Here is a 26,473-nt window from a genome sequence, read left to right on the forward strand (position 1 = left end):
GGCCGCTGTTGCCGCCTCGCTTCAGGTGCGGAAGCGGCTGGCCAGGGTCCGCAGGTCGCCGGCCAGTGTCTGCAGATGCCGGGCGGCATCTGCGGCCTGACCGACGGCAGCGCTGTTTTCCTCGCTCATTTGTGCAATCCGTTCGACGCTGCCGGCGATGCTGGTGCTGGCACTGCGTTGCTCTTCGATGGCCGAGGCGATGTCGGCCACGGCATGCACAACCCGGCCCGAGCCATCGCGAATCTGGCTGATCGAATCGCCGGCGTTGCGCGCCAGTTCGACGCCGCGTTCGACAATCGCCGTACGGGTTTCGATGTCGCTTTGCGCATGCTGGGCATCGAGCTGGATTTTTTCGATCATGCCCCGGATTTCCTCGGTCGATAGCGTCGTGCGCTCGGCCAGCTTGCGCACCTCGTCGGCGACAACGGCGAAACCGCGCCCCTGTTCGCCGGCCCGGGCGGCCTCGATGGCGGCGTTGAGCGCGAGCAGGTTGGTCTGGTCGGCGACCTCCTTGATCACCGAAACAACATTCGAAATCGCATGCGAACTTTCGCTGAGCGAGCGCATGGTGGCGCTGGCCCGCTCGTTGGAGCCGGCGATCTCGTGCATTTCATGGACCAGGCTGGCGATGACTTCGCTACCGCTGTCGGTCAGGCGCCCGGCGTCTCCGGAGAGGCGTTCGGCATCGCCAGCGTAGTCGGCGACCTGGCCGATGCTGACGGTCATTTCCTCAACCGAAGCGGCCATCGACGAGGCCGATTCGGATTGTTCCTGTGTCGCTTGCGACACTTGCTGCGCGGTTGCGGCGAGTCCGCTGGCGGCTTCGCCGAGTTCGTTCGACTTGGCTTGCAGCGCGGCGACGATCTGACCAAGGTCTGACTGCATCCGCTGCAATGCCTGTAGCAGTTCCGCGACTTCGTCGCGGCCGCTGGCCTGCAAGGGCTGGGTCAGGTCACCCGAAGCAATCCGGCCCGCTGCGGCAACGGCTTCGCGGATCGGTGCGACTACCGAGCGGGTAATGCTCCAGGCCAGCAGCAGCGAGAGCAGGATGGCCACTGTGCCTAGGAGCAGAATCAGATGGTGAGTCGTTGTGGCGGTCTGCCCGGCTTGCGTGCCTGCTTCCCGCATCAATCTGGTCTGGAAGGCGATGACCGCTTCGATCGATTTGCGGAAGGCAATCTCCTTGGGGCGGACCTCTTCGAGCAGGAAGCGCCGCGCCTCATCGCGCTGCCCGCTTTCAATCAGCTCGATGGCGCGGGTATTGGCATTGGCGAAGGGGGTCATGGCGTCATTTATCCCCTGCATCAGGCGTTTGCCTTCATCGCTGCGGATCGAATTTTGCAATTCGTCGCGCAATTCCCGCGCCCGCTTGCGGGCTGCCATGATCGATTCCTTCTGCTCCGCGATTTCACTCGCCTTGTCCATCAGCAGCATGTTGCGCAGGTGGCGGGACACCGAGTTCCCTTGCTCGATCAGTTCGTTGGCTTTGACTGTTTTGGGGAATCGGTCATTAACGGCCCGGTCGATTTCAAAATTGATCTCGCCGACGCGCAGATAGGCGGTTCCGGCAATGATCAGCAGCAATACCAGGATTGCGGCGAAGCCGGTGCCCAGACGGACTCCGATCTTGAGATTGGACAGCATGATTCCCCCCCTGTTTCGAATGGGCCGCGCCTGGTTGTTATTGCGGCAATTGGCCTCCACGCCTCTTACAGGGGATTCTATTACTAAAGTAGTATATTTTGAAGGGGTGATACTTCTGGCCTGCAGGCCCGGGGGGGGGGCTCGCAAGATAGTGTTTTCGCGGCCTTCCGGAGCCGGCACGCAGGGCGCGAGACGCCCGGCCGCTCGATGCAGCCGCAGGGCTCCGGGGCGGCAGGGCTTACAGGCGGCGAATCTTTTCCAGCAGTGCGGTGGTCGATTTTTCGTGCAGGAAGGGGATCGAATGGACGCTGCCACCCCAACTGCGGACTTCGCCGCAGCCAACGATCTTGTCTACCGGCCAGTCGCCGCCCTTGACCAGGATTTCCGGGCGACAGTCGAGGATGCGCTGGAGCGGGGTGTCTTCGTCGAACCAGGTGACCAGCGCGACGCATTCGAGCGCGGCCATCACCGCCAGGCGGTCGGCCAGTGAGTTGACCGGCCGGTCATCGCCTTTACCCAGGCGCTTGACCGAGGCATCGCTGTTGAGCGCGACGACCAGGCTGCGGCCGAGTGCGGCGGCTTGTGCCAGATAGGTGACATGACCCCGGTGCAGGATGTCGAAACAGCCATTGGTGAATACCAGTGGACGGGCGAGGGCAGCCGCTTTCACGGTCAACTCGGCAGGCGGGCAAATCTTGTTTTCGAATCCGGGCAGGGGGTAGTCCATCGCGCTCTCCGTCGGGCGGCTCATTGGGGCCAAGAGGTCAAAGGCCGCTATTGTAAGTCTCCGTCGCTACCGCCGCTTACCTGCTGTTGCAGGCGGTGCCAGCTGGCGAGGGCGCTGCCGGCATCGGCCAGGTCGGGCAGCAGCTGGATGCCGGCGCTGCTGCTCAGGCGCTGGACGCCGGCACCGCCGGCCCAGAGTGTGATCGTTTCCGGCAACTGCTGGCGCAGTTGCTGCAGCAAGGGGGCGATCTGGCGTCCCGGGTAGGCCTGCGAGAACGATAGCGCGACGATGTCTGCCCGATGGGCGGTGGCGGCGCGGACGATGTCGCCGACCGGCATCTGGGTGCCGAGCGGAATGCATTCGGCGCCGTCGAGCGTGAGCAGGGCTTCGGCCATCAACAGGCCGAGTGCGTGCAGTTCGTCGGGCGGTGTGGTGAGCAGGATGCGCGGTCTTCCGTCGCGCCCGCGCAGGCTGCCGATGGCCTGGCGCAGCACCCGCTTGGCCTGCTCGGTGAACAAATGCTCCTCGAACACCTGCAGTTCTCCGCGCTCCCAGGCTGCGCCGACCTCGCGGGTCAGAGGGGCGATGCTGTCCTGGACAAAACGGGCCAGTCCGTCGCGGGTCAGGCGTTGCTGCAAGGCCTGGGCCAGGGCGGCCGTGTCGTGTTGCCGGAGCAATGCGAGCAGGCTGCCGATCTCGCTGTCCGGCGCCAGTGACAGGGGTTGGCCGCTGCGCCGCGGGGTCAGTGCCTGCAATGCGGATTCGTCGAGCGAGAGCAGTTTTCCGGGGCGATGTCCTTGATCGAGCAGGCGTTTTACCAGGCGCAGTCGCTCGACCTGGGGGGCTGGGTAGCTGCGCTCGCCATGGGCATCGCGTTCCGGAGCAGGGAAACCGTAGCGCCTTTCCCACATCCGCAGGACGTCTTTGGAAAGCCCGGTTTCGCGTTCGACAGCCGCGATGTTGTAGTGCGGGGTATTCATTATTTGTCCTGTACAAATGTTGAACAAAAGCGTTGACAGGCCGGTTGTTGCTGACTATCTTACGAACAAAGATTCATTTTGTCTAGGACAAAAAAGGTAAGGAGCTTCACATGTTCACGCAAATCAGACGCTGGCTGGGGCTTGCCGGATTGCTTTCGCTGGCTGCCGTGCCAGCAGCTGCGGCCGGGCAGTGCCCACCGCTGCTCAATCACGTCTTTCCGCGCTTGCAGGATGGCAAGCCTTATTCGCTGTGCGATCTGCGCGACAAGGTGATTCTGGTGGTCAATACCGCCAGCTACTGCGGCTTTACCGGCCAGTACGACGCGCTGGAAAAACTGCATGAGCGTATGGCGCCGCGCGGACTGGTGGTGCTTGGCTTTCCTTCCAACGACTTTGGCGAGCAGGAACCCGGGAGCGACCGCGAAATCGCCGAATTCTGCAGGCTGACCTACGGCGTCGAATTTCCGATGCTGGCCAAGTCGACCGTGAAAGGCGCTCAAGCCAACGCTTTTTATCGGCAGCTGGCCGATCTGACCGGCAGCAAGCCGCGCTGGAATTTCCACAAATACCTGATCAATCGCGGGGCGACCCAGGTGGCGGCCTTCGGCAGCCTGACCAAGCCCGACGATCCGGCCTTGCTGGCCAAGCTCGAAGCCTTTTTGGCGACGCCGCCGGCGGGAGAACGGCGATGACCGCGCGCGACGATTTTCTTCCCCCGGCAGGTCGACAGAGGATTGCCGTGGTCGGCAGCGGGATTTCCGGGCTGGTGGCGGCGTGGCTGCTGCAAACCCGGTACGAGGTGACGCTATTCGAGGCCGATACCCGTTGCGGCGGTCACAGCCACACGGTCGACGTCAGCCTGGAGGGTAAAACCCATCCGGTCGATACCGGTTTTCTGGTCTTCAACGAGCGCACTTATCCCAACCTGATCGCCCTGTTCGCGCTGCTCGGGATCGACAGCGTGCCGACCGAAATGTCCTTTGCGGTGCGCCTGCAACAACCCGATCTGGAGTGGGCCGGGACCAGCCTGGCGACGGTCTTCGGTCAGCCGCGCAACCTGCTGCGCCCGGCTTTCTGGCGGATGCTGGCCGAACTGCTGCGCTTCAACCGCGAAAGCCAGGTCTGGCTGGCGGCCAATCCGGCCGCCGCCGGCATCAGCCTGGGCGACTACCTGCAGGCCGGCGGCTATGGCGCGGCCTTCCGCGACTGGTATCTGCTGCCGATGGCGGCGGCGATCTGGTCGAGCCCGACCGGCCAGATACTGGCCATGCCTTTGGCTACCTTCGTCCGCTTCTGCCGCAACCACGGTCTGCTGCAGTTGCTCGACCGGCCGCAGTGGCGGACCGTGCTGGGCGGCTCGCGGACTTACGTCGAACGTATCGTCGGGCAACTGGCCGATGTCCGTTGCGCCTGCCCGGTGCGCCGGGTCCAGCCGTGCGCCGATGGCGGCGTCCAGGTTGAGCACGCGCAGGGCAGCGAACGTTTCGATCAGGTCATCCTTGCCTGTCATAGCGATCAGTCGCTGGCGCTGCTCGGCGAGGCTGCCGATGCCGGGCAGCGCGAGGTCCTCGCTGCGGTCCGCTATCAGCCTAACCGCGCCGTCCTGCATTGCGATCCGGCCTTGCTGCCACGGCGGCCTGCCCTGTGGTCGGCCTGGAATTATCTGGCCGGCGAAGGTGCCCCGGGGCAGGCGCCGGTCGGCGTTTCCTACCTGATCAACCGGCTGCAGCCCTTGCCCTTTGCGACGCCGGTGGTGGTGACCCTGAACCCGCCGCAGGAACCGGCAGCAGAGCGGGTGATCGCCGAGTTTGCTTACGACCATCCCCTGTTCGACGCGCCGGCGATTGCCGCGCAAGCCCGGCTGCCGGCAGTGCAGGGGCGGCGCGGCATCTGGCTGGCGGGGGCCTGGGGCGGCTACGGCTTCCACGAGGACGGCCTCAAGTCGGCGCTGGCGGTGGTCAATGCGCTCGGCGTCGAGGCGCCCTGGCAAGGCGGCGTCCGCCAGCCAGCCGAGGCACTGGCATGAACGGGGGGCCGCAACTCTTGCTCGGGCAGGTGATGCACCGGCGCCTGCGGCCGGTGCTGCACCACTTCGTCTACCCGGTGTTTTTCGTCCGCCTGCCTTTGCGCCGGCTGAGCGAGGCAAATTGCACCTTGTTCACGGTCGACCGTGGCAATTTGCTCAGTTTCCGCCAGCGCGACCACGGCCCGCGTGACGGCAGCCCCTTGCTGCCGTGGATCGAGGCCCGCCTGCGCGAGGCAGGCTTGCCGCACGATGGTGACATCGTGTTGCAGACCTTTCCCCGTCTGTGCGGCTTTGTCTTCAACCCGGTCAGTTTCTGGTACTGCCACGCGCCCGGCGGCGAACTGATCGCCGTGCTGGCCGAAGTCAACAACACCTTCGGCGAGTATCACCACTACCTGCTGCATGCCGACGGCCGGCCGCTGACCGCCGCTGCCGAGCCGCAGGCGGTCAAGGCCTTGCATGTTTCCCCCTTCAACCGGGTCTGCGGCGGTTATCGCTTCCGCTTTCGTGACCGCGCCGACCGGGTTGCGGTCCGGATCGACTACGACGACGCCGCCGGCGAGTTGTTGCAGACCGCGCTCAGCGGTCGTGCCGTCGGTTGGTCGAGCGGTCGGCTGCTGCGGGCGGTGCTGCGCATGCCGCTGCTCACCCTCGGCGTCGTCTGGCGCATTCACTGGCAGGCCCTGCGCCTGTGGCTGAAGGGCGTTCCCTTTATCGGCGCACGGTCGCCGGCACCATCCTGCGAGGAGTCACGTTGATGAACCAAACCCTGATCCTGCGCGGCAACGAGCCGCTGGCCCGCGATACGCGGCAAGTCTTCGAGCTGCTGCAGCACCTGCGCGGCGGCTTGCTGGAAGTGGCCCTGCCCGACGGTTCGCGGGCGGTGTTCGGCGATGGCGAAGGGCCCGGCCTGGTCCTCGAAGTGCGCGACCAGGCTTTATTCAGCCGGGTGCTGGCACGTGGCGACATCGGGCTGGCCGAGAGCTATCTCGATGGCGACTGGCAGTGCGCCGACCTGGTCGGGCTGCTCAGTTTGCTGGCGCGCAACCGCGAGGTCCTCCGGCGCGCCATCTACGGTGCCTGGTGGCCTTTGCTGCGGGCGCGCCTGCGCCACTTGCTTAATCGCAACAGCCGCCAGGGTAGCCGGCGCAACATCGTCGCTCACTACGATCTGGGCAACGATTTCTACGCACTCTGGCTTGATCCGACCATGAGCTATTCCTCGGCTCTGTTTGCCGACCCGCGGGCGACGCTGGCGGAAGCTCAGGCGGCCAAGTACAAGCGCATCCTCGATCGTCTGGCGCCGCAGGCCGGCCAGACGGTGCTGGAGATTGGCTGCGGCTGGGGGGGCTTTGCCGAGCACGCGGTGGCCCGGGGGCTGCAACTGACCGGGCTGACCTTGTCGCCGGCGCAACTGGCTTGGGCGCAGCGGCGGGTCCCGGGCGCTGATTTGCGCTTGCAGGACTACCGCGACGAGCAGGGGCGTTACGATCACATCGTCTCGATCGAGATGTTCGAGGCGGTTGGTGAGCGCTACTGGCCGACCTATTTCGGCCAGCTGGCGGCTTGTCTCAAGCCGGGTGGCCGGGCCGTGGTCCAGAGCATCGTGATTCGTGACGACCTCTTTGCCAGCTACCGGCGCGGTACCGATTTCATCCAGCAATATGTGTTCCCCGGTGGCATGCTGCCGTCGCCTTCGGCCTTCGGTCGGGCGGCGGTCCGCCAGGGGCTGCGGGTGGGTGGCGAATTTTCCTTCGGGCTGGATTACGCGCGCACGCTGGCGGCCTGGCGGCAGGCTTTCGAGAGCCGGTGGCCGGAAGTTGCCGAGCTGGGGTTCGACGAGCATTTCCGTCGCTTGTGGCGGCTTTATCTGGCTTATTGCGAGGCCGGTTTCCGTGCCGGGAACATCGATGTCGTCCAATTTGAACTGGCGCATCGTTGACCTGGTTGCGCCGGGCGCCCGCCAGCCCGGTGGTCACGGTCAACCGCCGAATCCGGCCAAAATGCCGGTGCTCGACGCAGCCCGACGACGCTACTTGCTGGCGTTCGCAGGCCTGCCTCTGGCCGCCTTTGCCGACCCGGTGCTGGAATCCCCGTGGCCGGGCCTACGCCGTTGGGGGCAGGGCGAATTCAGCCGTTTCGGTTTTCGAATCTACCGGGCCACGTTGTGGGCTGGTGACGACCTGCGGCGGCCACCGCTGGCCTTGCGTCTGGATTATCACCGGGCGATCCGCAGCAGCCAGATTGTCGATGCCAGCTTGCGCGAGATGCGCACCCTTGGGACCAGCGAAGTTGCGCTGGAACGCTGGGGGGCGCGCCTCGCCGCGTTGCTGCCGGATGTTCGGCCAGGCGATTACATCGTCGGGGTGCACCGCGGTGATGCGGCCTGGTTTGCTCACAACGGCCGTTTTCTTGGCGAAATCGCCGAAGCCGCCTTTGCCGACGCATTCTTTGCCATCTGGCTCGACCCGCGGACCAGCGAACCCGGTTTGCGCCAGGCTTTGCTAGGCTCCGCAGGTGGTTGAGATGGAGCGCCGCGAGACCCTGGCTTACGGGCTGCTCGGCTTGCCGCTGGCCTTTGCTGCCCTGCCGCTGTATGTCCATCTGCCGCCGCTTTATGCCAGTCTCGGCGTCGATCTGGCGTGGTTGGGGGCAATCCTGCTGCTGAGCCGCCTGCTCGATGCCGCAGTTGATCCCTGGCTCGGACGGCTGGCCGACCGCTGGTCGCGTCCGCGCTTGCTGGCGCTAGCCTTGCCGCTGCTGGCGCTCGGCTTTGCCGGGCTGACCCGGCCCCCGGCCGGGGCTGGCGGGGGGTGGTTGCTGCTATGGCTGCTGCCCACTTACCTCGGATTTTCTGCGGCGACGCTGGCCTATCAGGCATGGGGCGCAGCGCTCGGGGTTACTCCGGGGCAGCGTACCCGGTTGACGGCAGCACGCGAAGGCTGGGGGCTGTTAGGGATTTTGCTTGCGGCGGTGTTGCCCGCCTGGTGGCAGGGGCAAGGGGCAGCGATTGCCGAGTCCTTGCAGCCACTGGGCTGGATGCTGCCCCCTTTGCTGTTGCTGGCAGCATGGCCCTTGTATCGCCTGGGACAGCGGCGGCACGGTAGCTGGCAACATCCCGTGCTGCCGCCGGTGAGTGGCAATTGGGCATCCCTGCGTGCCGATCCGGCGATCTGGCGCTTGCTCTCGGTATTTGCGGTCAATGGCCTGGCCTCGGCCTTGCCGGCCACGCTGTTCCTGTTTTTCGTGGCCGATGTCCTGCAGCGGCCAGCCAGCGGCGGGGCTTTGCTGGGACTCTATTTTCTCGCCGGAGCCTTGTCGCTGCCGCTCTGGGTTCGCCTGGCCGCCATGCATGGCCGGGTTGCCGCCTGGGCTGCCGGCATGCTGCTGGCGCTGCTCGCCTTTGCCGGCGCAGTCTGGCTCGGCCCCGGCGATCTGGTGCCTTTTGCCCTGATCTGCCTGGCTTCGGGACTGGCGCTCGGGGCGGATCTGGCCTTGCCTGCGGCACTTCTTGCCGACTTGAGCGAACGTCTAGGGCAGAGCGGACGTTGCTTCGGGGTGTGGAATCTGGTGGCCAAGCTCAATCTGGCGCTGGCCGCCGGGCTGGCCTTGCCCTTGCTGGCGGTTGCCGGCTATGTCCCGGGGCAGCCGCAGGGAACGGCGGCGCTGGTCCTGGCCTACGCCGTGTTGCCCTTGCTGTGCAAACTGCTGGCGCTGGCGTTGTTGTGGCGCTGGCGCCCGATTCTGGAGGAAGTCCGATGAAAAAGACCATCGCCATGCTGGCTTGTCTATGTCTCGGGGCCTGTGCCTCGCCCGGCGTCGAGCCTTACCGTAGCGAACAGCCTGCGCTCGAATTGCCGCGCTATTTCAACGGCACGCTCGACGGCTGGGGGATGTTCCAGGACCGTTCCGGCGTGGTCAAAAAGCGCTTTCACGTGGTCATCGAGGCGCGCTGGCAAGGCGAGGTCGGGACGCTCGACGAGCATTTTCGCTGGTCCGACGGTTCGACCTCGCGCCGGGTATGGACCCTGAGCCGCCAGCCTGACGGCTCGTGGCGGGGCCGCGCCGACGATGTGGTCGGCGAAGCCTTGGGTGAGGTCGCGGGCAATGCGCTACGCTGGCGTTACGTGCTGGCGCTGCCGGTTGATGGCCGGGTCTGGGAAGTCGATTTTGACGACTGGATGTTCCTGATTGACGAACGCACCTTGCTTAACCGCTCCTTCATGTCCAAGTGGGGCTTCCGCTTGGGCGAGGTCAGCCTCAGCTTCACCCGGCGCGAGGCCGGACAATGAATCCCCGGATCGTCGACTGGCGCGGCCGCCGGGTCTGGCTGCTCGGCGCATCGACTGGAATCGGTGCGGCGCTGGCTCGCGAATTGCACCGGCGCGGTGCCCGGCTGGCCTTGTCGGCCCGCTCCTCGGCGCAGTTGGCCGAACTGGCGGCGGCCTTGCCTGGCGCCACGGCCTGGCCTTGCGATGCCAGCGACCCGGCGGCGCTGGCAGAGGTCGCCAGCGGCTTGCAGCGGCAGTGGGGCGAACTCGATCTGGCGGTGTACCTGGCCGGCGATTACCGTCCGATGCGGGTCGCCGACTTCGATGTCGAGCAGGCCTTGCGCCTGCTCGACATCAACTATGCCGGGGCGTTGCGCTTCACCGCAGCCGTCCTGCCCCGCCTGGCACCGACCGGCGGGATCGCGCTGTTTGCCAGTGTCGCCGGCTATCGCGCGCTCCCTAAGGCACTAGCTTATGGGCCGGCGAAGGCGGCGCTGATTCATTTTGCCGAGGGCTTGCATCTGGAACTGGCACCGCAGGGGCGGGGAGTGTGGCTGGTTAACCCCGGGTTTGTGGCGACCCGGCTGACCGCCGGCAACGATTTTCCGATGCCGGCTTTGCTGACTCCGGAACAGGCCGCCTTGTTCACGGTCGACGGGCTGGCTGGTGGAAAATTCGAAATTGCTTACCCGCAGCGGTTCACGGGCTGGCTGAAACTGCTGCGGCAGTTGCCATATCGCCTGTATTTTCCGCTGGTGCGCCGTTTGACCGGAGGCTGAGATGCAATTCCTGCAGGATTTGATCGATTTTTACGAAACCCTGAGCCCCGAATCGCTGCCGCGCCTGGCCGAGTTTTATGCCCCAGATGCCCGGTTCAAGGATCCGTTCAACGATGTTCAGGGTTTGCCGGCAATCATCGGCATCTTCCGGCACATGTATGCCCAGGTCGATGCGCCGCGTTTTCATGTCCTTGAGCGCTTTGTCGGGGACGATCAGGCAATGCTGCTCTGGGAGTTTTCGTGGCAGCCGCGTAGCGCCTGGGGCGGGGGCGGCCGCTGGTCCTTCCGGGGCTCGACGCATTTGCGCCTGACGGCCGGGCGGGTCAGCGAACATCGCGACTACTGGGATCCGGGCGAGGAACTGTTACTCAAACTGCCCATTCTGGGCTGTTTGTGGCGCGGGTTCCGTCGCCTACTTGCCGCCTGAGTCTGCCTCTGGCAATGGCTTTCGGTAAAATCCTGGGTGCGGCCAGGGTTTTCCTGCCGCATTCCAGGGAGCAACAACGCGATGCCGCAGGGCCGTCTTCATCTTTCGCTGCGCTGGTTGGTGCCAGTGATCTTCGGCGTCGGCCTCCTGCTTTCTTACTTGCTGGTGCAGGCCTATCGGGAGCGGACGCTGCAGGCCGAGGCTACTGCCGGCAATCTGGTCGAGGTACTCGAAGCGCGGCTGGACAGCGCCCTGCGCCGGACCCAGGCGACCCTGGTGGCGCTTGCCGCCGAAGTGCCACTCGCCGCGCTCAGCCGTCAGCAGCAGCCAGCACAGGCAGCGGCGATGCAGAGGCGACTGGCGGCATTGGCTGCGCATTTTCCAGAAATCACCGGCTTGCGGCTGATCGATCGCGAGGGAAATGTGCTGTATGCCTCGGAGGGCGAATTCCTCAGCCCCAATGCCTATGTCAGCACTGTCGGGCGCAGCTACTTCGAATCGCTGCGGGCCAATCCGGCAACTCCGATCTTTTTCTCGGAGGTGGCGATTGGCAAGATCAGCAAGCGGCCGCAATTGTTTGTCGCGGTACCGATCCGCGAGGCAGGCGGGCAGTTTGCCGGGGTTGCTCTGGCACCGCTCGAACTGGGGCATCTGCAGGCCTTGTTCCGTTCGCTCGATCTCGGCCCCAACGGGGTGGTGACCTGGCGGCGCAGCGACGATGCGCGTCTGGTATTGCGACTGCCAGAGCGCCCCAACACCGTTAATCAGGCGGTACATAACAATCCTCTGCATCAGCGGATTGAGGCCGGTGAGTTGCGTGGCTCGATCCGCTTTCAGGCTGCCATCGACAAACAGGACCGGATTTATGCCTACAAGCGGGTCGGCAGCTACCCCTTTTATGTGGCGGTTGGCCTGGCCGCTGAGGATTTTCTCGCTGAATGGTGGACTCTGCTGCGGGTGACTGTCGGTGGCAGCCTGCTGGCCTTGTCGTTGCTGGTCGCAGTACTTTGGCGACTGGCGCGTTCCGAGGCGCGCGAGCAGGTGGCAAACGTCGAGCGCGATGTCAGTGCCCAGCGTTTCCAGCGCCTGCTTGATGCGCTGGGCGAGGGGATTTGCGGTTTGGATCAGGAGGCGCAATGCACCTTCTGCAACCCAACTGCCCGGCGGATGCTCGGACTCAGTCCTGATGCGCCGGTGGCGGCGGTGACCTCGCTGCGCTTCTTGGAAATCGACAGTGGTCGCGAAGTGGTTTTCCGGGAGCGCATCGGCGCCGCATTGCGGGCTGGCGAGGCTTGGCCGGAACAGGAGTTGTGGGTCGAAACCTGCGACGGCCGGCGCCTGCCGCTGCGGGTCAGGATGTATCCCTTGCGTAGCGATGTCGACGATGGTGGCGGTGTGCTGGTGCTGACCGACATGACCGAGGTTCGCCGAGCCCGCGAGGTGCAGGCGCATTATCGCGAGGAACTGGAGGCGACCGTGGCGCGGCGCACCGAGGAATTGCAACTGGCCAAGCAGGCCGCCGAGCAGGCGAGTGTGGCCAAAAGCGCGTTTCTGGCCAACATGAGTCACGAAATCCGTACCCCGCTCAACGCAATTGCCGGGATGGCCCACCTGATCCGGCGCGGTGGCTTGTCGCCGCAGCAGGAAACACAGCTGACCAAGCTGCAGGCGGCAGGCGAGCACTTGCTCAATATTCTCAATGCAATTCTCGACCTGTCAAAAATTGAGTCGGGAAAATTCACCCTAGAACATGCCCCGTTTGCGCTGGCCGACGTTTTTGCCGATATCGAGGGGTTGATGCAGGGGCGGGCCCAAGCCAAGGGGATTGCCCTGCATTGCCATTTGCCGGGGGCGTTGCCGCTGCAGTTGCTGGGCGACCGCACCCGTTTGCAGCAGGCGCTGCTCAATTTCGTGGTCAATGCGGTGAAGTTCACCGAGCATGGGGAAGTGGCGCTCGGCGTCAGTTTGCTGGAGCAGACGGCAACCCGGGTCAGGCTGCGTTTCGAGGTCCGCGATACGGGGATCGGTATTGATCCGGCGGCCTTGCCGCGACTGTTCGGCGCTTTTGAGCAGGCTGACCGGAGTACTTCGCGCAAGTATGGCGGGACCGGGCTGGGTCTGGCGATCGCCCGCAAGTTGGCCGAATTGATGGGCGGTGAGGTTGGCGTCAGCAGTCGCCCTGGCGAAGGGTCGGTGTTTTGGCTGACGGCGGCTTTCGATCTGCCCTTGCCGTTTGAAACATTGCTGCCTGTGCCCGAGCCGGCGACTGAAAGCCTGGATGGCTGCCAGCCCGGAGGTGAAATCCTGCTGGTCGAGGATGAGGTGATCAATCGGGAGATCGGGTTGTGCTTGCTGGAAGATGCCGGTTTTCGTGTCACGGCAGTTGAGAATGGGCTGCAGGCGGTGGCTTTGGCGGCAGTCCGCCGGTTCGATCTGATCCTGATGGATTTGCAGATGCCCGAACTCGATGGCCTCGAAGCGACGGCCAGAATACGCGCCACCGAAGAGGGGCGTCGGGTGCCCATCGTGGCCCTGACTGCCAATGCCTTTGCCGAGGACCGGGCCCGTTGCCTGGCCGCCGGGATGGTCGATTTCATCAGCAAGCCTTTTCAGCCGGAAACCCTGTTGAACTGCCTGCACCGCCATCTGGCGAGTGGCGGCAAGGGGGCTTCAGTGGTCGAGGCGGGCGTTCCAGCGGCTGACGAAGGCAACCACCTCGCTTGCCGGTAGCGGCTTGCTGTAGAGAAAACCTTGCAGTAAATCGCAGCCGATCGAGTGCAGGTAGTCGCGCTGGGCTTCAGTTTCGACCCCTTCGGCCACCAGATCGAGGCCGAGATTGTGGCCGAGCACTATGGTTGCGGAGCAAATCGCCGCATCGTTGGTGTCGGACTCGATGTCCTTGACGAAGCTGCGGTCGAGTTTGAGCCGATGGATCGGCAAATGCTTCAGGTAAGACAGCGATGAGTAACCGGTGCCGAAATCGTCGATGGCCAGTACGATGCCCATGTCCTTGAGTTGCTCGAGGATGCGGATGGTCGCTTCCGGATTCTGCATCGCCGTACTTTCGGTGATTTCAAGTTCGAGTTCCGAGGCTTCCAGATCGTAGCAGGCCAGGGCGCCACGGATCACCACCGGCAATTGTTCGTGCCGTAGTTGCTGGGTTGACAGATTGACTGCCACCCGCAGGTTGCGCAGACCGGCGGCCTTGAAATCGCGCAGTTTGCGGCAGGCCTCCCAGAAGACCCAGTCGCCGAGCGGTCGGATCAGCCCGGTTTCTTCAGCGATCTGGATGAAAATCGTCGGCGGGATGGCGCCGAGTTCCGGGTGGTCCCAGCGGGCCAGGGCCTCCAGCCCGGTGATCCGGCCGCTGGCGAGGTCTACTTGCGGCTGGAAGTGCAGGCAGAATTGAGGCGCAATCTGCAGCGTGGTTTCTTCAAGTGCCGTGCGCAATGCGGTTTCGAAGCGCAGGCGCTCGTGGGCTGCGGCGTTCATGGTCGGGGTAAAGAACTGGAAGTTGTTCCGTCCCTGGGCCTTGGCGTGGTACATCGCCGAGTCGGCGTGCTTGAGCAGGGTGTCCGGGTCGTTGCCGTCGTTGGGAAAGAGGCAGACGCCGATGCTCGGGGTCGAGTAGAGCAGGTGGCTTTCCAGTTCGTAGGGCTCGGCTAGCGCTCGCGCCAGCTTGCTGGTGATGGCGGCGACCGACTGGGCGTGCTCGATATCGTGCAGGATCACGACAAATTCATCTCCGCCGAGGCGGGCCACCGTGTCGCTGGCCCGGACATGTTCCCGCAGGCGGTCGGCGATGCGGATCAGTAACTGGTCGCCGACATGGTGGCCGAGTGTGTCGTTGACCTGTTTGAAGTTATCCATGTCGATCAGCATCAGCGCAAACTGGTGGCCGGAGCGACGGGCAGCCGTGAGCACCCGTTCCATTTGTGCGTCGAGCGAACTGCGGTTGGCCAGCCCGGTCAGCGGGTCGTGGTGCGCCATGTAGTACATGCGCTCGACCGCTTCCTTGCCGCTGCTGATGTCGGAAAAACTGCCCACGTAGTGGGTGATGGCGCCACCTGTATCGTAAATGGCGGTGACGCTGAGCCATTTGGGGTAGGTCCGGCCGTCCTTGCGGCGGTCCCAGACTTCGCCCTGCCAGTGTCCTTCGATGCTCAGGGAACGATACATGGCCTCGTAGGTTTCGCTGGGGGTTTGTCCCGAGGCCAGCATCCGCGGATTGCGTCCGGCAACCTCTTCCAGTGTGTAGCCGGTCATGCGGACAAATGCCGGATTCACGTCGATGATGTTGCTGTCGGCATCGGCAATCATCACCGCTTCATTGACGCATTCGAAGGCGCAGGCGCGTAATGCCTGGAGTGTGACGGGTAATTCCGGCGACTGGGTCATGGCGGGCTGGGAGGGTGACGTGAACCGACTCTACTCCTGTCATCCTGCCCGTGCCTGGCCGCCACGTCAAATTTACCGGCCGGTCGTTCGCTTCAGCCGGTCGGCCGGGGCGAGTCCTGGTGGCGGCGCGAAAAATGGGCAAAGTCGGCCTGCCGCCGAGCCAGCTCACGGTTGATCCGGCTTTGCTCCTGGCCAAAGGCATCGCGGCTCTGGCGGCTGGCAGCGGCGGCCTCGATGCTGCGCAGGCAGCGCCAGCGTTCGCCATGGCGGGTGGGAAATAGCCGCATTTCGGATTGCGGGTGATGGACGCGGCAGCAGTAGCAGTATTGCATTTCCGGCATGGCGGTCTCCTGTCCAGAAGGGCGGTCTCCGGAGCAGCATGCCGTCCGGAGGTTACCGTGCGATGACAGCTTACTCCGGCTACCCGGTCGGCATCAAGGGAGGGGCAGGGCCGTCTGGTTGACGACCTGGCGGAGGACGAAGCTGGAGTGCACTCCGGTGACGCCCTTGATCCGGGTAATCCTCTTGAGTAGGAGTTCGTGATAGGCATCCATGTCGCGGACTACCACCTTGAGCAGGTAGTCGGATTGCTGGCCGGTGATCAGCAGGCATTCGAGGACTTCGGGAATGGTGCTGATTTCCGACTCGAAATGATCAAAGCGTTCGGGAGTGTGGCGATCCATCGAGATGCCGATCAGCGCCATCAGGGTCAAGCCCAGCTTGCGGGCATCGACCAGGGCGCGATAACCGGCAATGTAGCCGCTGGCTTCGAGGGCCTTGACCCGACGCAGGCACGGCGATTGGGACAGCCCGATCTGCTCGGCGAGTTCCTGGTTGCTGAGACGCCCGTCCCGTTGCAGGAGCTGGAGAATTTGCCGGTCGTAACGGTCTAGAGGTTGAATATTGCTCATCTTGTTTATTTGGTGGAAATTTGTTGCTAATTATTTTGCTTTTTGGGTTGAAAACGCAAGCAAATGGCGGTTGCTCGTCATTAGAATTCACTCCATCGCAAATTTTTAGTTCAGGAGCCCAAGATGAACCCGCAAGCTACCGGCAAGTACGTCCCTTTTCCGCCTGTTCCGTTGGTTGACCGTGAATGGCCGGGGCGAGTGATTGCGCAGGCACCGGTCTGGATGAGCACCGATCTGCGCGACGGCAACCAGGCCTTGTTCGAGCCGATGAACATCGATAAGAAAATGCGGATGTTCAAGACCCTGTGCGAGATCGGCTTCAAGGAAATCGAGGTCGCCTTTCCGTCGGCATCGCAGACCGAGTTCGACTTTGTCCGCCAATTGATCGAGGAAGGGCACATCCCCGACGGCGTCACCATCGAGGTGTTGACCCAGGCTCGCGAACATCTGATCCGCCGTACCTTCGAGTCGCTCAAGGGCGCCAAGCGGGCCATCGTCCACGTCTATAACGCAACCTGCAAGACCTTCCGCGAAACCGTGTTCAACATGAGCAAGGCCGAGGTGGTCAACATGGCGACCGATGCCGTGCGCCTGATCCGGACCCTCGCCGACGAGATGCCGGAAACCGAGATCGTTCTCGAATACAGCCCGGAATTGTTTACCGCGACCGAACTCGAATTCGCCAAGGAAGTGTGCGACGCGGTGACCGAAGTCTGGGGCGCGACGCCACAGCGTAAGGTGATCCTCAACTTGCCGACCACGGTCGAGATCGCCACGCCCAATATTTATGCCGACCAGATCGAATGGATGCACAAGAATCTGGCCCGCCGCGACAGCGTGTTGATCAGCCTCCACCCGCACAACGACCGTGGTACTGCCGTCGCAGCTGCCGAACTCGGCCTGATGGCCGGTGCCGATCGGGTTGAAGGTTGCCTGTTCGGTAACGGCGAGCGGACCGGCAACGTCGATCTGGTCACCCTCGCGCTCAACATGTTCACCCAAGGCGTCGATCCGCAACTCGATTTCTCGGACATCAACGCCGTTGCGCGGACTTACGAACACTGTACCCAGCTCCCGGTCCATCCGCGCCACCCATACGTCGGGGACCTCGTATTCACGGCCTTCTCAGGCTCCCACCAGGATGCCATCAAGAAGGGGTTTGCCGCGCAAAAGGCGGACGAGCTTTGGACAGTGCCCTACTTGCCGATTGATCCGGCCGATGTCGGGCGCAGCTACGAATCGGTGATCCGGGTCAATAGCCAGTCGGGCAAGGGCGGCATCGCCTACCTGCTCGAAACCGAATACGGCATTGCCATGCCGCGCCGGATGCAGGTCGAGTTCTCGTCGGTGGTGCAGCAGCATACCGACCAGCATGGCGGGGAAATGAGCGCGGCCGCTTTGTGGTCCTTGTTCAGCACCACCTTTATTACGCCGCCAGGGCCGGTGCGCTACCGCGAGCATCACCTGTTCGAGCAGGATGGGCGCCAGGGTATCCGGCTGGTGGTCGAAATCGACGGGGTGGCCCATGTGCTTAGCGGCCAGGGCAATGGGCCGATCGATGCTACGGTCCACGCCTTGCAGCAGGCCAATATCGTGCTTGAGGTGCGCAATTACGAGGAACGTTCGCTCGGTGCCGGCGGCGAAGCCAAGGCCTGCGCCATCCTCGAAATCGCCATGCCGGGCGTCAGCGGTGAACGGCACGGCGTTGCCATTGATGCCAATATCGTTACCGCATCGGTTCTGGCGATGCTGGCGGGAGTCAATCGCCAATTGGTGGCGCAGGCGGTGCGCAGGGCCGCCTGAGTTTGATCAACCGGTCGTTGCTGCGGCAGCGACCGGTTTTGCCCCCTGATATTTGCGCAAGGTGCGGACCGAGCGGTATCGAGATCGGCTTTCCAGTCCTTGCAATTGTCGGGCGAAGTGGCGGAGCGAACGGACAACAAGGCTGGCAACCAGACGCTCTGGAGCCAGCATCAGTCGTTCTGCGGCGGGAACAGGGGCGCTCGTCTCAGTCGGCGTCTGGCAATTCGGCAGGAATCCGCAGCAGGAAGCAACTGCCCTGGCCGCCGGTACTGCCTTCAAGAGACAACTCACCGCCCAGCAGGCGAGCCTGCGCACGTGCCAGCGAGAGTCCGAGGCCGAGACCACCGTGCCGGCGTTGCTCGTAGTCCTCCACCTGGCGGAACTGTTCGAAGATGCTCTCCTCTTGGCCGGGCGGGATACCCGGGCCATTGTCGATTATCCGGAGCAACAGGTCGCCGGCGGCGGCATCGGCTTCGAGCGCGACCTTGCCGCCGGGTTTGTCCATGTAGCGGATGGCGTTATCGATCAGCGCGCCGAGGCAGGATTTGAGTCGGGTGCCGTCGGTTTTCAGTGTGCCGGGTATCTTGGGGGATTGGCGCAGCGACAGTTCAATGCCGCGTTCTGCTGCGGCTGCCGCATGTTCGCGGATGACCGATTCAAACAATTCGCCGCTGGCGTGCGGAAAAATCATGATGCGGGCTTTGCCGGAACCGATCTCGACCATCTGCAACATGCTGTCGAGCAAGTGCAGCAGGTTCTTGCCGCTGGCATTGATTTCCTCTGCGTACTCGCCAACCTCTTCGCTGCCGGGGTCCATGCCGATCAGCTCGGAGAAGCCGTTGATTGCGTTCAGCGGGGTCATCAACTCGTGCGAAACCATGGCAATGAAGTCGGACTTGAGCTGACTCAGTTCCTCTGCCCGTCGCAGGCCGTCGGCAAGTTGCCGGTTGGCTTCGGCGAGTTCGGCGGTGCGCGCCGCGACCTTGACTTCCAGTGCCTGATTGGCGGTTTGCAGGGCGATTTCGGCTTGCTTTTGCGCGCTGACGTCCTGCAGGGTTTCGACGGCGCCAATGATTTCGCCAGCGTTGTTGTGGATCGGGGCAGCAGTAAAGAACAGCCAGCGACCGCCGGGGCCCAGGTGCGGGAAGAAATCGCAAGCCTCGAAGGCGCCGGGGATGATCGCCGAGCGCGACAGGCCTTTGCCGCCATAGAGCCGGTCGGCGATCTCGTCAATGCGGCCGTCGATGATCAGGTCGGCCATGGTCGGGCGCGGCGATGGGTAGAACGGCGACCACTGGCGGTCGGTTCCGAGTACGCTGTCGGCCGGGACGCCGAGGACTTCGGCACAGCCGCGATTCCACAGCATGACCCGGTGCTGAAGATCGATGACAAAGGTTGCCACCGGGCTGGCATCGAGAATCCTTGCCAGATCGGTGGGCAGCGGCTGGTTTGGGGCTGACGGGGAATTCATGCGCGTACTCCTTGCTGGTTCCGGTGCATGTTTTTATTCCATTGTAACGCCGGGCCTCCGCCCTGCGGTGGCTCAAGCGGCCTTAATTGCTGCCCTTGAGCGACTTCAGCGCATAGATGTCGAAGCGGCTGGAACTGCCTTCGAGGCTGTGGCTGGGGGCGCGGCCGGCGACGGCCGGTGCCTTGCGCGGGCGCTTGACCACCACCCGGTGGCTGGCCAGTGCCAAGGCGGCGGCGAGCAGTTCCGGCGCGTCGTCATCGTTGCCGGCGAGCGGTTTGAACAGGCGCATTTCCTTTTTGACCAGGGCGCTCTTGTCGCGCTGCGGGAACATCGGGTCGAGGTAGATGACTTGCGGGCGGTCAGCGGCTTCGGCGCTGGCGGCCAGGGCGCGCAGCGTGGCGATGGCATCGGCCGGCTGCAAATGCATGCGCGCGACAATCGCGCCGACCTCGGGGTCGCTGGCGGCGCGGGCCAGGCCGTCGGCGAGCAGGGCAGCGATGATCGGCTGGCGTTCGAGCAGCGTCAGCTCGCAGCCGAGGCTGGCGAGCACGAAGGCATCGCGCCCGAGGCCAGCGGTCGCGTCGAGGATGCGCGGGCGGATGCCGGGCTGGATGCCGACCGCCTTGGCGATCATCTGGCCGTTGCCGCCGCCGAACTGGCGACGATGGGCGACGGCGCCGCCGGTGAAGTCGATGCGCAGCGGACCGGGGGCGTCGGGGCCGAGGTCGACGAATTGCAGCCCGTCGGGGCCGAGCTGCAGCGCGAAAAATGCCGGAATCGCCGCGTCGACCGTGGAAAAGGGCAGTTGCAGCCGCTCTGCCAGCTGCTGCGCCACCGTGCTTAGCGCGGGGTCGAGGGCTTCGGCGCGGATCGGATGTTGCGGCGTTGCAGTGGCCGGGGCCGCCGGGGAAGAAGAACGGCGGCTCATACGCCGACCGCCTGGCGGCGGCCCGGGCGGAACTGCCAGGTATCGTCGTAATAGGCCGGGTCGGCGTTGTCCGGGGTCAGGCCGGGAATGCCGAGCAGCGGCAGCGGCTGCAGGTCGCGCGGGCGCAGCGGCGTTGCTCCGGCGAAGTCCTGCTCGATCCGTGCCGCCAGGCGGCGGTCGAGTTCGGGCTGCTGTTGTTCGGTGGGCAAGGCGAGAAAATCCGGTTCGATCTCGAACAGCAGGCCTTTGGCGGTCAGGCCGCGAAACGGCGCGAGCAATTGTTCGTAGGTCGCGTGGCCGAAAACGACGAAACGCATGCAGGTTTCGACTTCGGCGCGGCGGGTGACGAACAACTCCTTCCAGGCAAAGGCGCGCAGCAGTTCAAGCAACTCGGGGCGGGTGGACAGGATGACGATGCCGCACTCGTCGAAGTGCGTCAGCCCGTCGCGGACCATGCCGCGCCCGTCAGCCTGCGTCGGGCGGAAGGCGGCGACGTGGCTGCGGGTGATCGCCAGCTTGGTCAGCGGAAAAGCCAGCCAGACCAGGCCGTTGAAGAAGTCGTGCCAGTTGTCCGGGCGGGTTTCGACCTGGCCGCTCTCCCAGATCCGGCATTCGTAGGCGCGGCCGTCGGCGACCGGCGGTGCAAAGCGGATCGTTTGCCCGGTCTCGGTGGTGACCGGGAACGCCTCGGCCAGTGCGGCCAGCGCGAGGCTGTCGGGGGCTTCGGGCAGGCGTTCCAGCCAGGGACGCAAAGGCGCAAAGAGCGGCGAAGCGTAGAGACTCACTTGCGTTTCTTTTCTTCGTCGTCTTCCTTGACGAAGACCAGCTTGTCGTTCTTGACCCGGAAGGTGCCGATCAGCGTGATCTCGACATCGTCCGGCTCACCGTCCATCTTGGCCCAGCCCTCGCAGGTCTGGGTCTCGGTCGCGTACATCCGCTTGCCGGCACGGACGATGAAGGCGCCGGAGGGCACGCGGTAAATTTCGACCTTGGTATTGGCGGTGCCGGGGCCGATGCTGTGGCGGCGCAGGCAGTCCGGCATGCGCGCGACGGCCAGCGAGAGGTTGACCGTCTTGTCCCAGAACAGCGGCTGTTCGCGGATCAGCGACAGCGAATGTTCGGCGCCGTTGATCTCGTAAGTGGCGCCATCGTTGACGCAGGCAGTCAGCAGCGGGGCAAACAGCAGGGGCAACAGCCAATGGCGCATCGCGTTCTCCTTGGGGCGCTGGGCTTAGCGCAGTTTCCAGCGCAGGGTTTCGCCGGCGCGCAGCGGCACGATCTCGTCACCGGGCAGATAGGGGTAGCTCGCCGGCACCTGCCAGTCTTCCTTGACCAGGGTGATTTTGCCCGGGTTGCGCGTTAGACCGTACCAGTCCGGGCCGTTGAAGCTGGCAAAGGCTTCCAGTTGGTCGAGCGCGCCGACCGCCTCGAAGGCTTCGGCGTACAACTCGATCGCGGCGTAGGCGGTGTAGCAGCCGGCGCAACCGCAGGCGGCTTCCTTGGCCGATTTGGAGTGGGGTGCCGAATCGGTGCCGAGGAAGAATTTCGGATTGCCCGAAGTCGCGGCAGCGACCAGCGCCTCGCGGTGGGTTTCGCGCTTCAAAACCGGCAGGCAGTACCAATGCGGGCGGACACCGCCCTGGAAGATGGCGTTGCGGTTGTAGAGCAGATGGTGGGCGGTGATCGTCGCGGCCACGGTCGACGGCGCTGCGGCAACAAATTCGGCGGCATCTTTGGTGGTGATGTGCTCCATCACCACCTTAAGCTTGGGAAAGCGCTGGGTCAGCGGCAGCAGCACGGTGTCGATGAAAACTTTTTCGCGGTCGAAAAGGTCGATCTGCGGATCGGTGACTTCGCCATGCACCAGCAGCGGCAGGCCAACACGTTCCATTTCGGCGAGCGTGTCGTAAGCCTTTTCGATGGCGGTGAGGCCAGCGTCGGAATTGGTCGTGGCGCCGGCCGGATAGAGCTTGACCGCCTTGACGAAGCCGGAGGCGGCAGCCTTGGCGATTTCGCTGGCCGGGGTGTTGTCGGTCAGGTACAGCGTCATCAGCGGCTCGAAATTCAGGCCGGCAGGGATCGCGGCCAGGATGCGCTCGCGGTAGGCAGCGGCCTGCTCGACGGTGGTCACCGGCGGCTTGAGGTTGGGCATCACGATGGCGCGGCCGAACTGGGCGGCAGTATGGCCGATCACGGCTTCCAGGGCAGCGCCGTCGCGCAGGTGCAGATGCCAGTCGTCGGGGCGGGTAAGCGTCAGTTGCATAATGGTGTTTCCTAGCGAGATGGTCGCAATTTTAGCAGTCGCGGCGGTTGACCGTGTGGGCGAACGCGCCGGCGGGGCCGGGCGCCCATCGGCGCGGTGACGGGCTGGTCAGCGGCGCAGGTTGCCGGTGATCGCATCCGCGTGCAGCAGGCTCCACTCGACGATGCCGAGGTAGCCGTCGGGCACCGCGACCACCATTCGCAGCGCATCGACATGGACCAGCGCGCCCGGCCGGTGTTCGTGCCACTCGTGCCAGCCGACAGCGCGGCGGACCTGAATCTGCTGGCCATTGATCGTCGCCGAACATTCGATGCTGCCGAAGGCGCGCAACTGGCATTGCAGTTCAGCCAGCGGCCGGTTGAAATCAAGCTCGCGCTCGGCCTCGGTCCATAGCGGGAAATATTCGCCATCCGCCTGCGGCTTGGCCGCCGCCCAGGCACCCGGGAAATCGTCGGCAATCTCGCCGGCAAGCTGCGCCATCTGCATCTGCACCTTGAGGTCGAGGCTGTCGCGGCACTCGTCGAAGGCTAGTTGAAAGCGGCGGGTTTTCAGGAGCGGGCCGGCGTCGAACTCGGGATCGAGGCGGTGGCAACTGACGCCCCATTCGGTTTCACCGCGCAGGATCGCCGCGACCAGCGGATCGGGGCCACGGCCGAGCGGCAGCGGCGAGGGGTGGAAATTGATCGCTGCCGGCAAATAGGGCTGCCAGTCGCCGATCCGCCAGCGGTAGCTGGCAACCACCAGAAGTTCGCAGCCGTCGTCGCCGAGTTGGGCCAGATCGCGTTCGTTGAGCCGTGACAGTTGCAGCGGCAGGCCTTGCTGCGTGGCCTTGGCGATGGTCGCGCGGTTGTCGTGCAGGCGCTGGTCGACCGGCGCGCTGAAAATTTTGACCGCTTCCCAGCCACGGGCCAGGAGCGCGTCGAGAACGCCGAGGTAGCGGTCGCTCAAGGTGATGGCGAATTTCATGCGGGGCTCAAGGGTTGAGTGGAGAGGAAAAGTCAGCCTGCCGACTTTCTACCATGCCGAGCCGGAGTTGCAAGCGGGGCGCGTGGCGAGAGGAAAATGATTTTCGTCAAAATAAGAATTGTTCTCATGTATTAGAATGCTGATATTGGCGGGCCGCGATCCGTGTCTCCGCCGGTGCCGTCTTCCCTTTTTTCCCTTTCCGGTCAGCCAGCCACCGCCAGCCAGCCGCATCGTTTGGAGTTCGTCCATGACTTTGCCCCGACTGCGCCCGCTGGCGTTGTGCCTGGCTGCGCTGTTTTCCGCTGCGCACGCCGCTGAAACCTCGCTCAATCCGATCAACGTGACGGCCAAGGGCTATGCCGCCGGCGACCTGGAAACCCCGCTCAGTACCGGCGTGCTCACGCGCGACGAGCTCGACCGGCGCGGCGGCCAGAACCTCGGCGATGCCTTGCGCGGCGAGCCGGGGATCGCCATCGCCGCCGACAGCGCGCAGGGCCAGAATCCGGTGCTGCGCGGCCTGGGCAAGGACAGCCTGGTGCTGCTGGTCGACGGCGTGCGCTTCAACTCGGCGCAGCCAGCCGGGGCCATCGCTTCGTTCATGACCCTCGGCCTGGCCGAGCGGGTCGAAGTGGTCAAGGGCGGCGCTTCGGTGCTCTACGGGACCGGCGCGATCGGCGGTGCGATCAACGTGCTTCTGCCGCAGGCGCGGTTCACCCCCGGTGTCGGGCTGGCCGCAGCGGCCGCGTTCGATAGTGCCAGCCAGGGCACACGCGGTACGGCGGTGTTCAACGGCGCCAGCGGCGACCACGCGCTGATGCTCGGCACCTCGCTGGCCCGCATCGACGATTACCGCGCGCCGGAAGGCAAGGTCGCGCGCACCGGCTACGACTCCGACAGCGTGATCGGCCAGTACCGTTTCCGCATCGACGGGCAGCAGCAGTTGCGCGTCTCGGCGCAAATCCATCGCGACGAGAACGTCTGGTATCCCGGCTCGACGCGGATGCACCCGAGCAACCCGGCGCGCAACAGCACCACCGTTCATTCGCCGACGCAGGAGCGCCGCCTGCTCGAACTCGGCTGGCAGAAAAAGGGCGACGGCGGGCAGCCGCTGAATCTCGACGTTCGCGTCTATCGCCAGGAAATGGAGCGCAGCATCTATTCCTGGGCCAACTGGCTGGGCCGCGACATCGTCACCAACAACGTCACCTTCCGTACCGACGGGCTCGACGCACGCGGCGACTGGCTGGCGGACCCCAATCACCTGTTCTCGTTCGGCGTCAATGCCTGGGAAATGCGCGCCAACCCCGACCGCTGGATGGCCGGCGCGCCGACCTTTGCCAGCTTCGCGGCGAACAATCCGTTCCAGAACGCCAGCGTCAAGGCGCTCGGCGTTTACCTGCAGGACGACATGCGTTTCGGCCCGCTCAACCTGCTCGCCGGCCTGCGCTACGACACGGTCAAAAGCAGCGCCGACAGCATGAACAACGGCGCCCGGACAGGCGGCCTGGACAACAGCGACAGCGCCTGGTCGGGCAGCCTCGCCGCGATCTACGAAGTAGCGCCGCTGCTGCGCCCCTACGCCAGCTACGCCCGCGCCTTCCGCGCGCCGGGGATGCGCGAGCGCTACGAATCCGGCCTGCGCGGCGACGGCTATTACTACGCCGGCAGCCCCGAGGTCGAGGCCGAAAAGGCCGACCAGTACGAAATCGGGATCAAGGGCAGCAACGAGCGCTTCGACTATCGCGTTGCCGCCTATTACCAGCAGATTGACCACTACCTGACCGGCCAGATACTGACTGGCGCGGCGGCCAGTGCGGCCTGCGGCGCGGCCAACGCCGGCAACTGCAAGAAGACCGTCAACCTCGGCGCGGCGACGATCAAGGGGCTGGAAGCCAGCCTGCGCTGGCAGGTGGCGCGCGGCCACTGGTTGAGCGCCGGCTATTCGCGCGTGCGCGGCGAAAACAAGGATCTGGGCGAAGCGCTATTCCAGATGCCGGCTGACGAGTTGTCGCTGGGCTGGCGCGGCGCGCTCGGCGCCGGTGTCAGCGGCGACTTCACGCTGCGCCTGGTCGACCGCCAGGAGCGGGTGGCAACCCGCTTCACCCGCGGTGCCGAAAATCCGACCGCCGGCTTCGCTACCGCCGACTTCGGTGTCAATTGGGCTTACGCCAAGGATCAGAGCCTGCGCCTGGCAGTACGCAATCTGGCCGACAAGAAGTATTACGAGCATCTGAGCGACGGGTTGTCCGGCCAGGAAATCCGTTCGCCCGGCCGCTCGCTGCAACTGCTGTGGCGCGGCAACTTCTGAGCGACGCCCGGCCACATCAACCGGCCCGCCCGACGGCGGGCCATTTTCTGGAATCGACGATGTCGTATCTTTCGCTTTTTCCCTCGTTTTCACGGTCGACCGTGAACATTGCCCTATTTGCGCTGCTGGCGCAGCCGGCCGTCGGCTTGCCCGACGAACACCCGCACGGCAGCGGTGAGGATCGCCGCCAGCTGCTCACCCTGAGCGCCGGCGAGAAACATTTCCTGCTCTCGGAAATGCGTCATTTCCTCGCCGTTACCCAGCGCATCCTGGCTGCCGGCCTGCGCGGCGAGATGCAGGAGGTGGCTGCCGCCGCCGCCTCGGCCGGGCTCAAGGCCCACCGCGCCGACCTGGCTGACCCCAATTCGCCGCTGCAGGGCATCCGGCGCAAAGCCCCGGCCGCCTTTTTCCCGCTCGGCAAGGCAACGCACGAAGCCTTCGACGAGATCGCCGAAGTTGCGACAGCCATCGGCGACAAGGACGCGGTCAACCGCCTGCTGGCCGACAATCTGCAGCGCTGCGTCGCCTGCCACGCCAATTACCGCGTTGGCGACGGGCACTGAGTCGGCTC

25 protein-coding genes are annotated in these 26,473 nt (G+C 64.7%); 13 read left to right on the top strand and 12 right to left on the bottom strand.

The window, feature by feature from the left end; translation table 11 throughout:
• Positions 1 to 21 precede the first annotated feature (21 nt).
• The 3 genes from VX159_RS02410 to VX159_RS02420 form a co-directional block, all read right to left on the bottom strand.
• Positions 22 to 1,644, bottom strand: a complete 1,623-nt coding sequence (locus tag VX159_RS02410; protein WP_371324397.1) for a methyl-accepting chemotaxis protein — start codon at positions 1,642 to 1,644, stop codon at positions 22 to 24.
• Between the two features lie 238 nt (positions 1,645 to 1,882).
• Complete coding sequence (rfaE2, locus tag VX159_RS02415) at positions 1,883 to 2,371, bottom strand: D-glycero-beta-D-manno-heptose 1-phosphate adenylyltransferase (RefSeq protein ID WP_371324398.1); 489 nt, start codon at positions 2,369 to 2,371, stop codon at positions 1,883 to 1,885.
• A gap of 47 nt (positions 2,372 to 2,418) precedes the next feature.
• A complete protein-coding gene (locus VX159_RS02420; RefSeq protein ID WP_371324399.1) occupies positions 2,419 to 3,351 on the bottom strand; it encodes a MerR family transcriptional regulator in 933 nt (310 codons plus the stop codon).
• A gap of 110 nt (positions 3,352 to 3,461) precedes the next feature.
• Between VX159_RS02420 and VX159_RS02425 the strand changes: the two genes are divergently transcribed.
• The 10 genes from VX159_RS02425 (at position 3,462) to VX159_RS02470 (ending at position 13,584) form a co-directional block, all read left to right on the top strand.
• Positions 3,462 to 4,043, top strand: a complete 582-nt coding sequence (locus VX159_RS02425; protein WP_371324400.1) for a glutathione peroxidase — start codon at positions 3,462 to 3,464, stop codon at positions 4,041 to 4,043.
• Positions 4,040 to 5,377, top strand: a complete 1,338-nt coding sequence (locus VX159_RS02430) for an NAD(P)/FAD-dependent oxidoreductase (RefSeq protein ID WP_371324401.1) — start codon at positions 4,040 to 4,042, stop codon at positions 5,375 to 5,377. Before VX159_RS02425 ends, VX159_RS02430 begins: the two co-directional genes overlap by 4 nt.
• Positions 5,374 to 6,135, top strand: a complete 762-nt coding sequence (locus tag VX159_RS02435; RefSeq protein ID WP_371324402.1) for a DUF1365 domain-containing protein — start codon at positions 5,374 to 5,376, stop codon at positions 6,133 to 6,135. Before VX159_RS02430 ends, VX159_RS02435 begins: the two co-directional genes overlap by 4 nt.
• On the top strand, positions 6,135 to 7,319 hold the full coding sequence (locus tag VX159_RS02440; RefSeq protein ID WP_371324403.1) for a class I SAM-dependent methyltransferase: 1,185 nt from the start codon (positions 6,135 to 6,137) through the stop codon (positions 7,317 to 7,319). The genes VX159_RS02435 and VX159_RS02440 overlap by 1 nt, the downstream gene beginning before the upstream one ends.
• A complete protein-coding gene (locus tag VX159_RS02445; RefSeq protein ID WP_371324404.1) occupies positions 7,288 to 7,902 on the top strand; it encodes a chalcone isomerase family protein in 615 nt (204 codons plus the stop codon). Before VX159_RS02440 ends, VX159_RS02445 begins: the two co-directional genes overlap by 32 nt.
• A 1-nt stretch (position 7,903) precedes the next feature.
• On the top strand, positions 7,904 to 9,139 hold the full coding sequence (locus tag VX159_RS02450) for an MFS transporter (protein ID WP_371324405.1): 1,236 nt from the start codon (positions 7,904 to 7,906) through the stop codon (positions 9,137 to 9,139).
• The gene (locus tag VX159_RS02455; RefSeq protein WP_371324406.1) at positions 9,136 to 9,669 is read left to right on the top strand and encodes a DUF3833 domain-containing protein; all 534 of its coding nucleotides are present in this window, start codon (positions 9,136 to 9,138) and stop codon (positions 9,667 to 9,669) included. The genes VX159_RS02450 and VX159_RS02455 overlap by 4 nt, the downstream gene beginning before the upstream one ends.
• Complete coding sequence (locus tag VX159_RS02460) at positions 9,666 to 10,427, top strand: SDR family NAD(P)-dependent oxidoreductase (RefSeq protein WP_371324407.1); 762 nt, start codon at positions 9,666 to 9,668, stop codon at positions 10,425 to 10,427. Before VX159_RS02455 ends, VX159_RS02460 begins: the two co-directional genes overlap by 4 nt.
• A gap of 1 nt (position 10,428) precedes the next feature.
• Entirely contained in the window at positions 10,429 to 10,854 is a 426-nt protein-coding gene (locus tag VX159_RS02465) for a nuclear transport factor 2 family protein (protein ID WP_371324408.1), read from the top strand.
• Between the two features lie 81 nt (positions 10,855 to 10,935).
• Positions 10,936 to 13,584 (top strand): ATP-binding protein, encoded by a 2,649-nt coding sequence (locus VX159_RS02470; RefSeq protein ID WP_371324409.1) that lies wholly within the window; start codon positions 10,936 to 10,938, stop codon positions 13,582 to 13,584.
• On the opposite strand, the gene VX159_RS02475 is transcribed toward VX159_RS02470, so the two are convergent.
• The 3 genes from VX159_RS02475 to VX159_RS02485 form a co-directional block, all read right to left on the bottom strand.
• Positions 13,525 to 15,252, bottom strand: a complete 1,728-nt coding sequence (locus tag VX159_RS02475) for a putative bifunctional diguanylate cyclase/phosphodiesterase (protein ID WP_371324410.1) — start codon at positions 15,250 to 15,252, stop codon at positions 13,525 to 13,527. The two genes, VX159_RS02470 and VX159_RS02475, sit on opposite strands and share 60 nt — an antisense overlap.
• Before the next feature lie 92 nt (positions 15,253 to 15,344).
• Positions 15,345 to 15,593, bottom strand: a complete 249-nt coding sequence (locus VX159_RS02480; RefSeq protein WP_371324411.1) for a hypothetical protein — start codon at positions 15,591 to 15,593, stop codon at positions 15,345 to 15,347.
• 93 nt (positions 15,594 to 15,686) lie between these two features.
• Complete coding sequence (locus VX159_RS02485; RefSeq protein ID WP_371324412.1) at positions 15,687 to 16,163, bottom strand: Lrp/AsnC family transcriptional regulator; 477 nt, start codon at positions 16,161 to 16,163, stop codon at positions 15,687 to 15,689.
• 123 nt (positions 16,164 to 16,286) lie between these two features.
• On the opposite strand from VX159_RS02485, the gene leuA reads away from it, so the two are divergent.
• Positions 16,287 to 17,966 (top strand): 2-isopropylmalate synthase, encoded by a 1,680-nt coding sequence (gene leuA, locus VX159_RS02490; protein ID WP_371324413.1) that lies wholly within the window; start codon positions 16,287 to 16,289, stop codon positions 17,964 to 17,966.
• Positions 17,967 to 18,171: 205 nt separating this feature from the next.
• On the opposite strand, the gene VX159_RS02495 is transcribed toward leuA, so the two are convergent.
• The 6 genes from VX159_RS02495 to VX159_RS02520 form a co-directional block, all read right to left on the bottom strand.
• Positions 18,172 to 19,437: an ATP-binding protein gene (locus VX159_RS02495; RefSeq protein WP_371324414.1), complete on the bottom strand. Its 1,266-nt coding sequence runs from the start codon at positions 19,435 to 19,437 to the stop codon at positions 18,172 to 18,174.
• A gap of 82 nt (positions 19,438 to 19,519) precedes the next feature.
• The gene (locus tag VX159_RS02500) at positions 19,520 to 20,365 is read right to left on the bottom strand and encodes a class I SAM-dependent methyltransferase (protein WP_371324415.1); all 846 of its coding nucleotides are present in this window, start codon (positions 20,363 to 20,365) and stop codon (positions 19,520 to 19,522) included.
• Positions 20,362 to 21,150, bottom strand: a complete 789-nt coding sequence (locus VX159_RS02505; protein WP_371324416.1) for a DUF3025 domain-containing protein — start codon at positions 21,148 to 21,150, stop codon at positions 20,362 to 20,364. The genes VX159_RS02500 and VX159_RS02505 overlap by 4 nt, the downstream gene beginning before the upstream one ends.
• Positions 21,147 to 21,572, bottom strand: coding sequence for a hypothetical protein (locus tag VX159_RS02510; protein WP_371324417.1), 426 nt, complete (start codon positions 21,570 to 21,572; stop codon positions 21,147 to 21,149). The genes VX159_RS02505 and VX159_RS02510 overlap by 4 nt, the downstream gene beginning before the upstream one ends.
• A gap of 24 nt (positions 21,573 to 21,596) precedes the next feature.
• Entirely contained in the window at positions 21,597 to 22,628 is a 1,032-nt protein-coding gene (gene pyrC, locus VX159_RS02515) for a dihydroorotase (protein ID WP_371324418.1), read from the bottom strand.
• Positions 22,629 to 22,736: 108 nt separating this feature from the next.
• Entirely contained in the window at positions 22,737 to 23,594 is an 858-nt protein-coding gene (locus VX159_RS02520) for a formyltransferase family protein (RefSeq protein WP_371324419.1), read from the bottom strand.
• Positions 23,595 to 23,841: 247 nt separating this feature from the next.
• On the opposite strand from VX159_RS02520, the gene VX159_RS02525 reads away from it, so the two are divergent.
• Positions 23,842 to 25,902: a TonB-dependent receptor gene (locus VX159_RS02525; protein WP_371324420.1), complete on the top strand. Its 2,061-nt coding sequence runs from the start codon at positions 23,842 to 23,844 to the stop codon at positions 25,900 to 25,902.
• 59 nt (positions 25,903 to 25,961) lie between these two features.
• The gene (locus tag VX159_RS02530; RefSeq protein ID WP_371324421.1) at positions 25,962 to 26,465 is read left to right on the top strand and encodes a hypothetical protein; all 504 of its coding nucleotides are present in this window, start codon (positions 25,962 to 25,964) and stop codon (positions 26,463 to 26,465) included.
• Positions 26,466 to 26,473: the final 8 nt, after the last annotated feature.

This window comes from Dechloromonas sp. ZY10, from assembly GCF_041378895.1.
Taxonomy (GTDB): domain Bacteria; phylum Pseudomonadota; class Gammaproteobacteria; order Burkholderiales; family Rhodocyclaceae; genus Azonexus; species Azonexus aquae.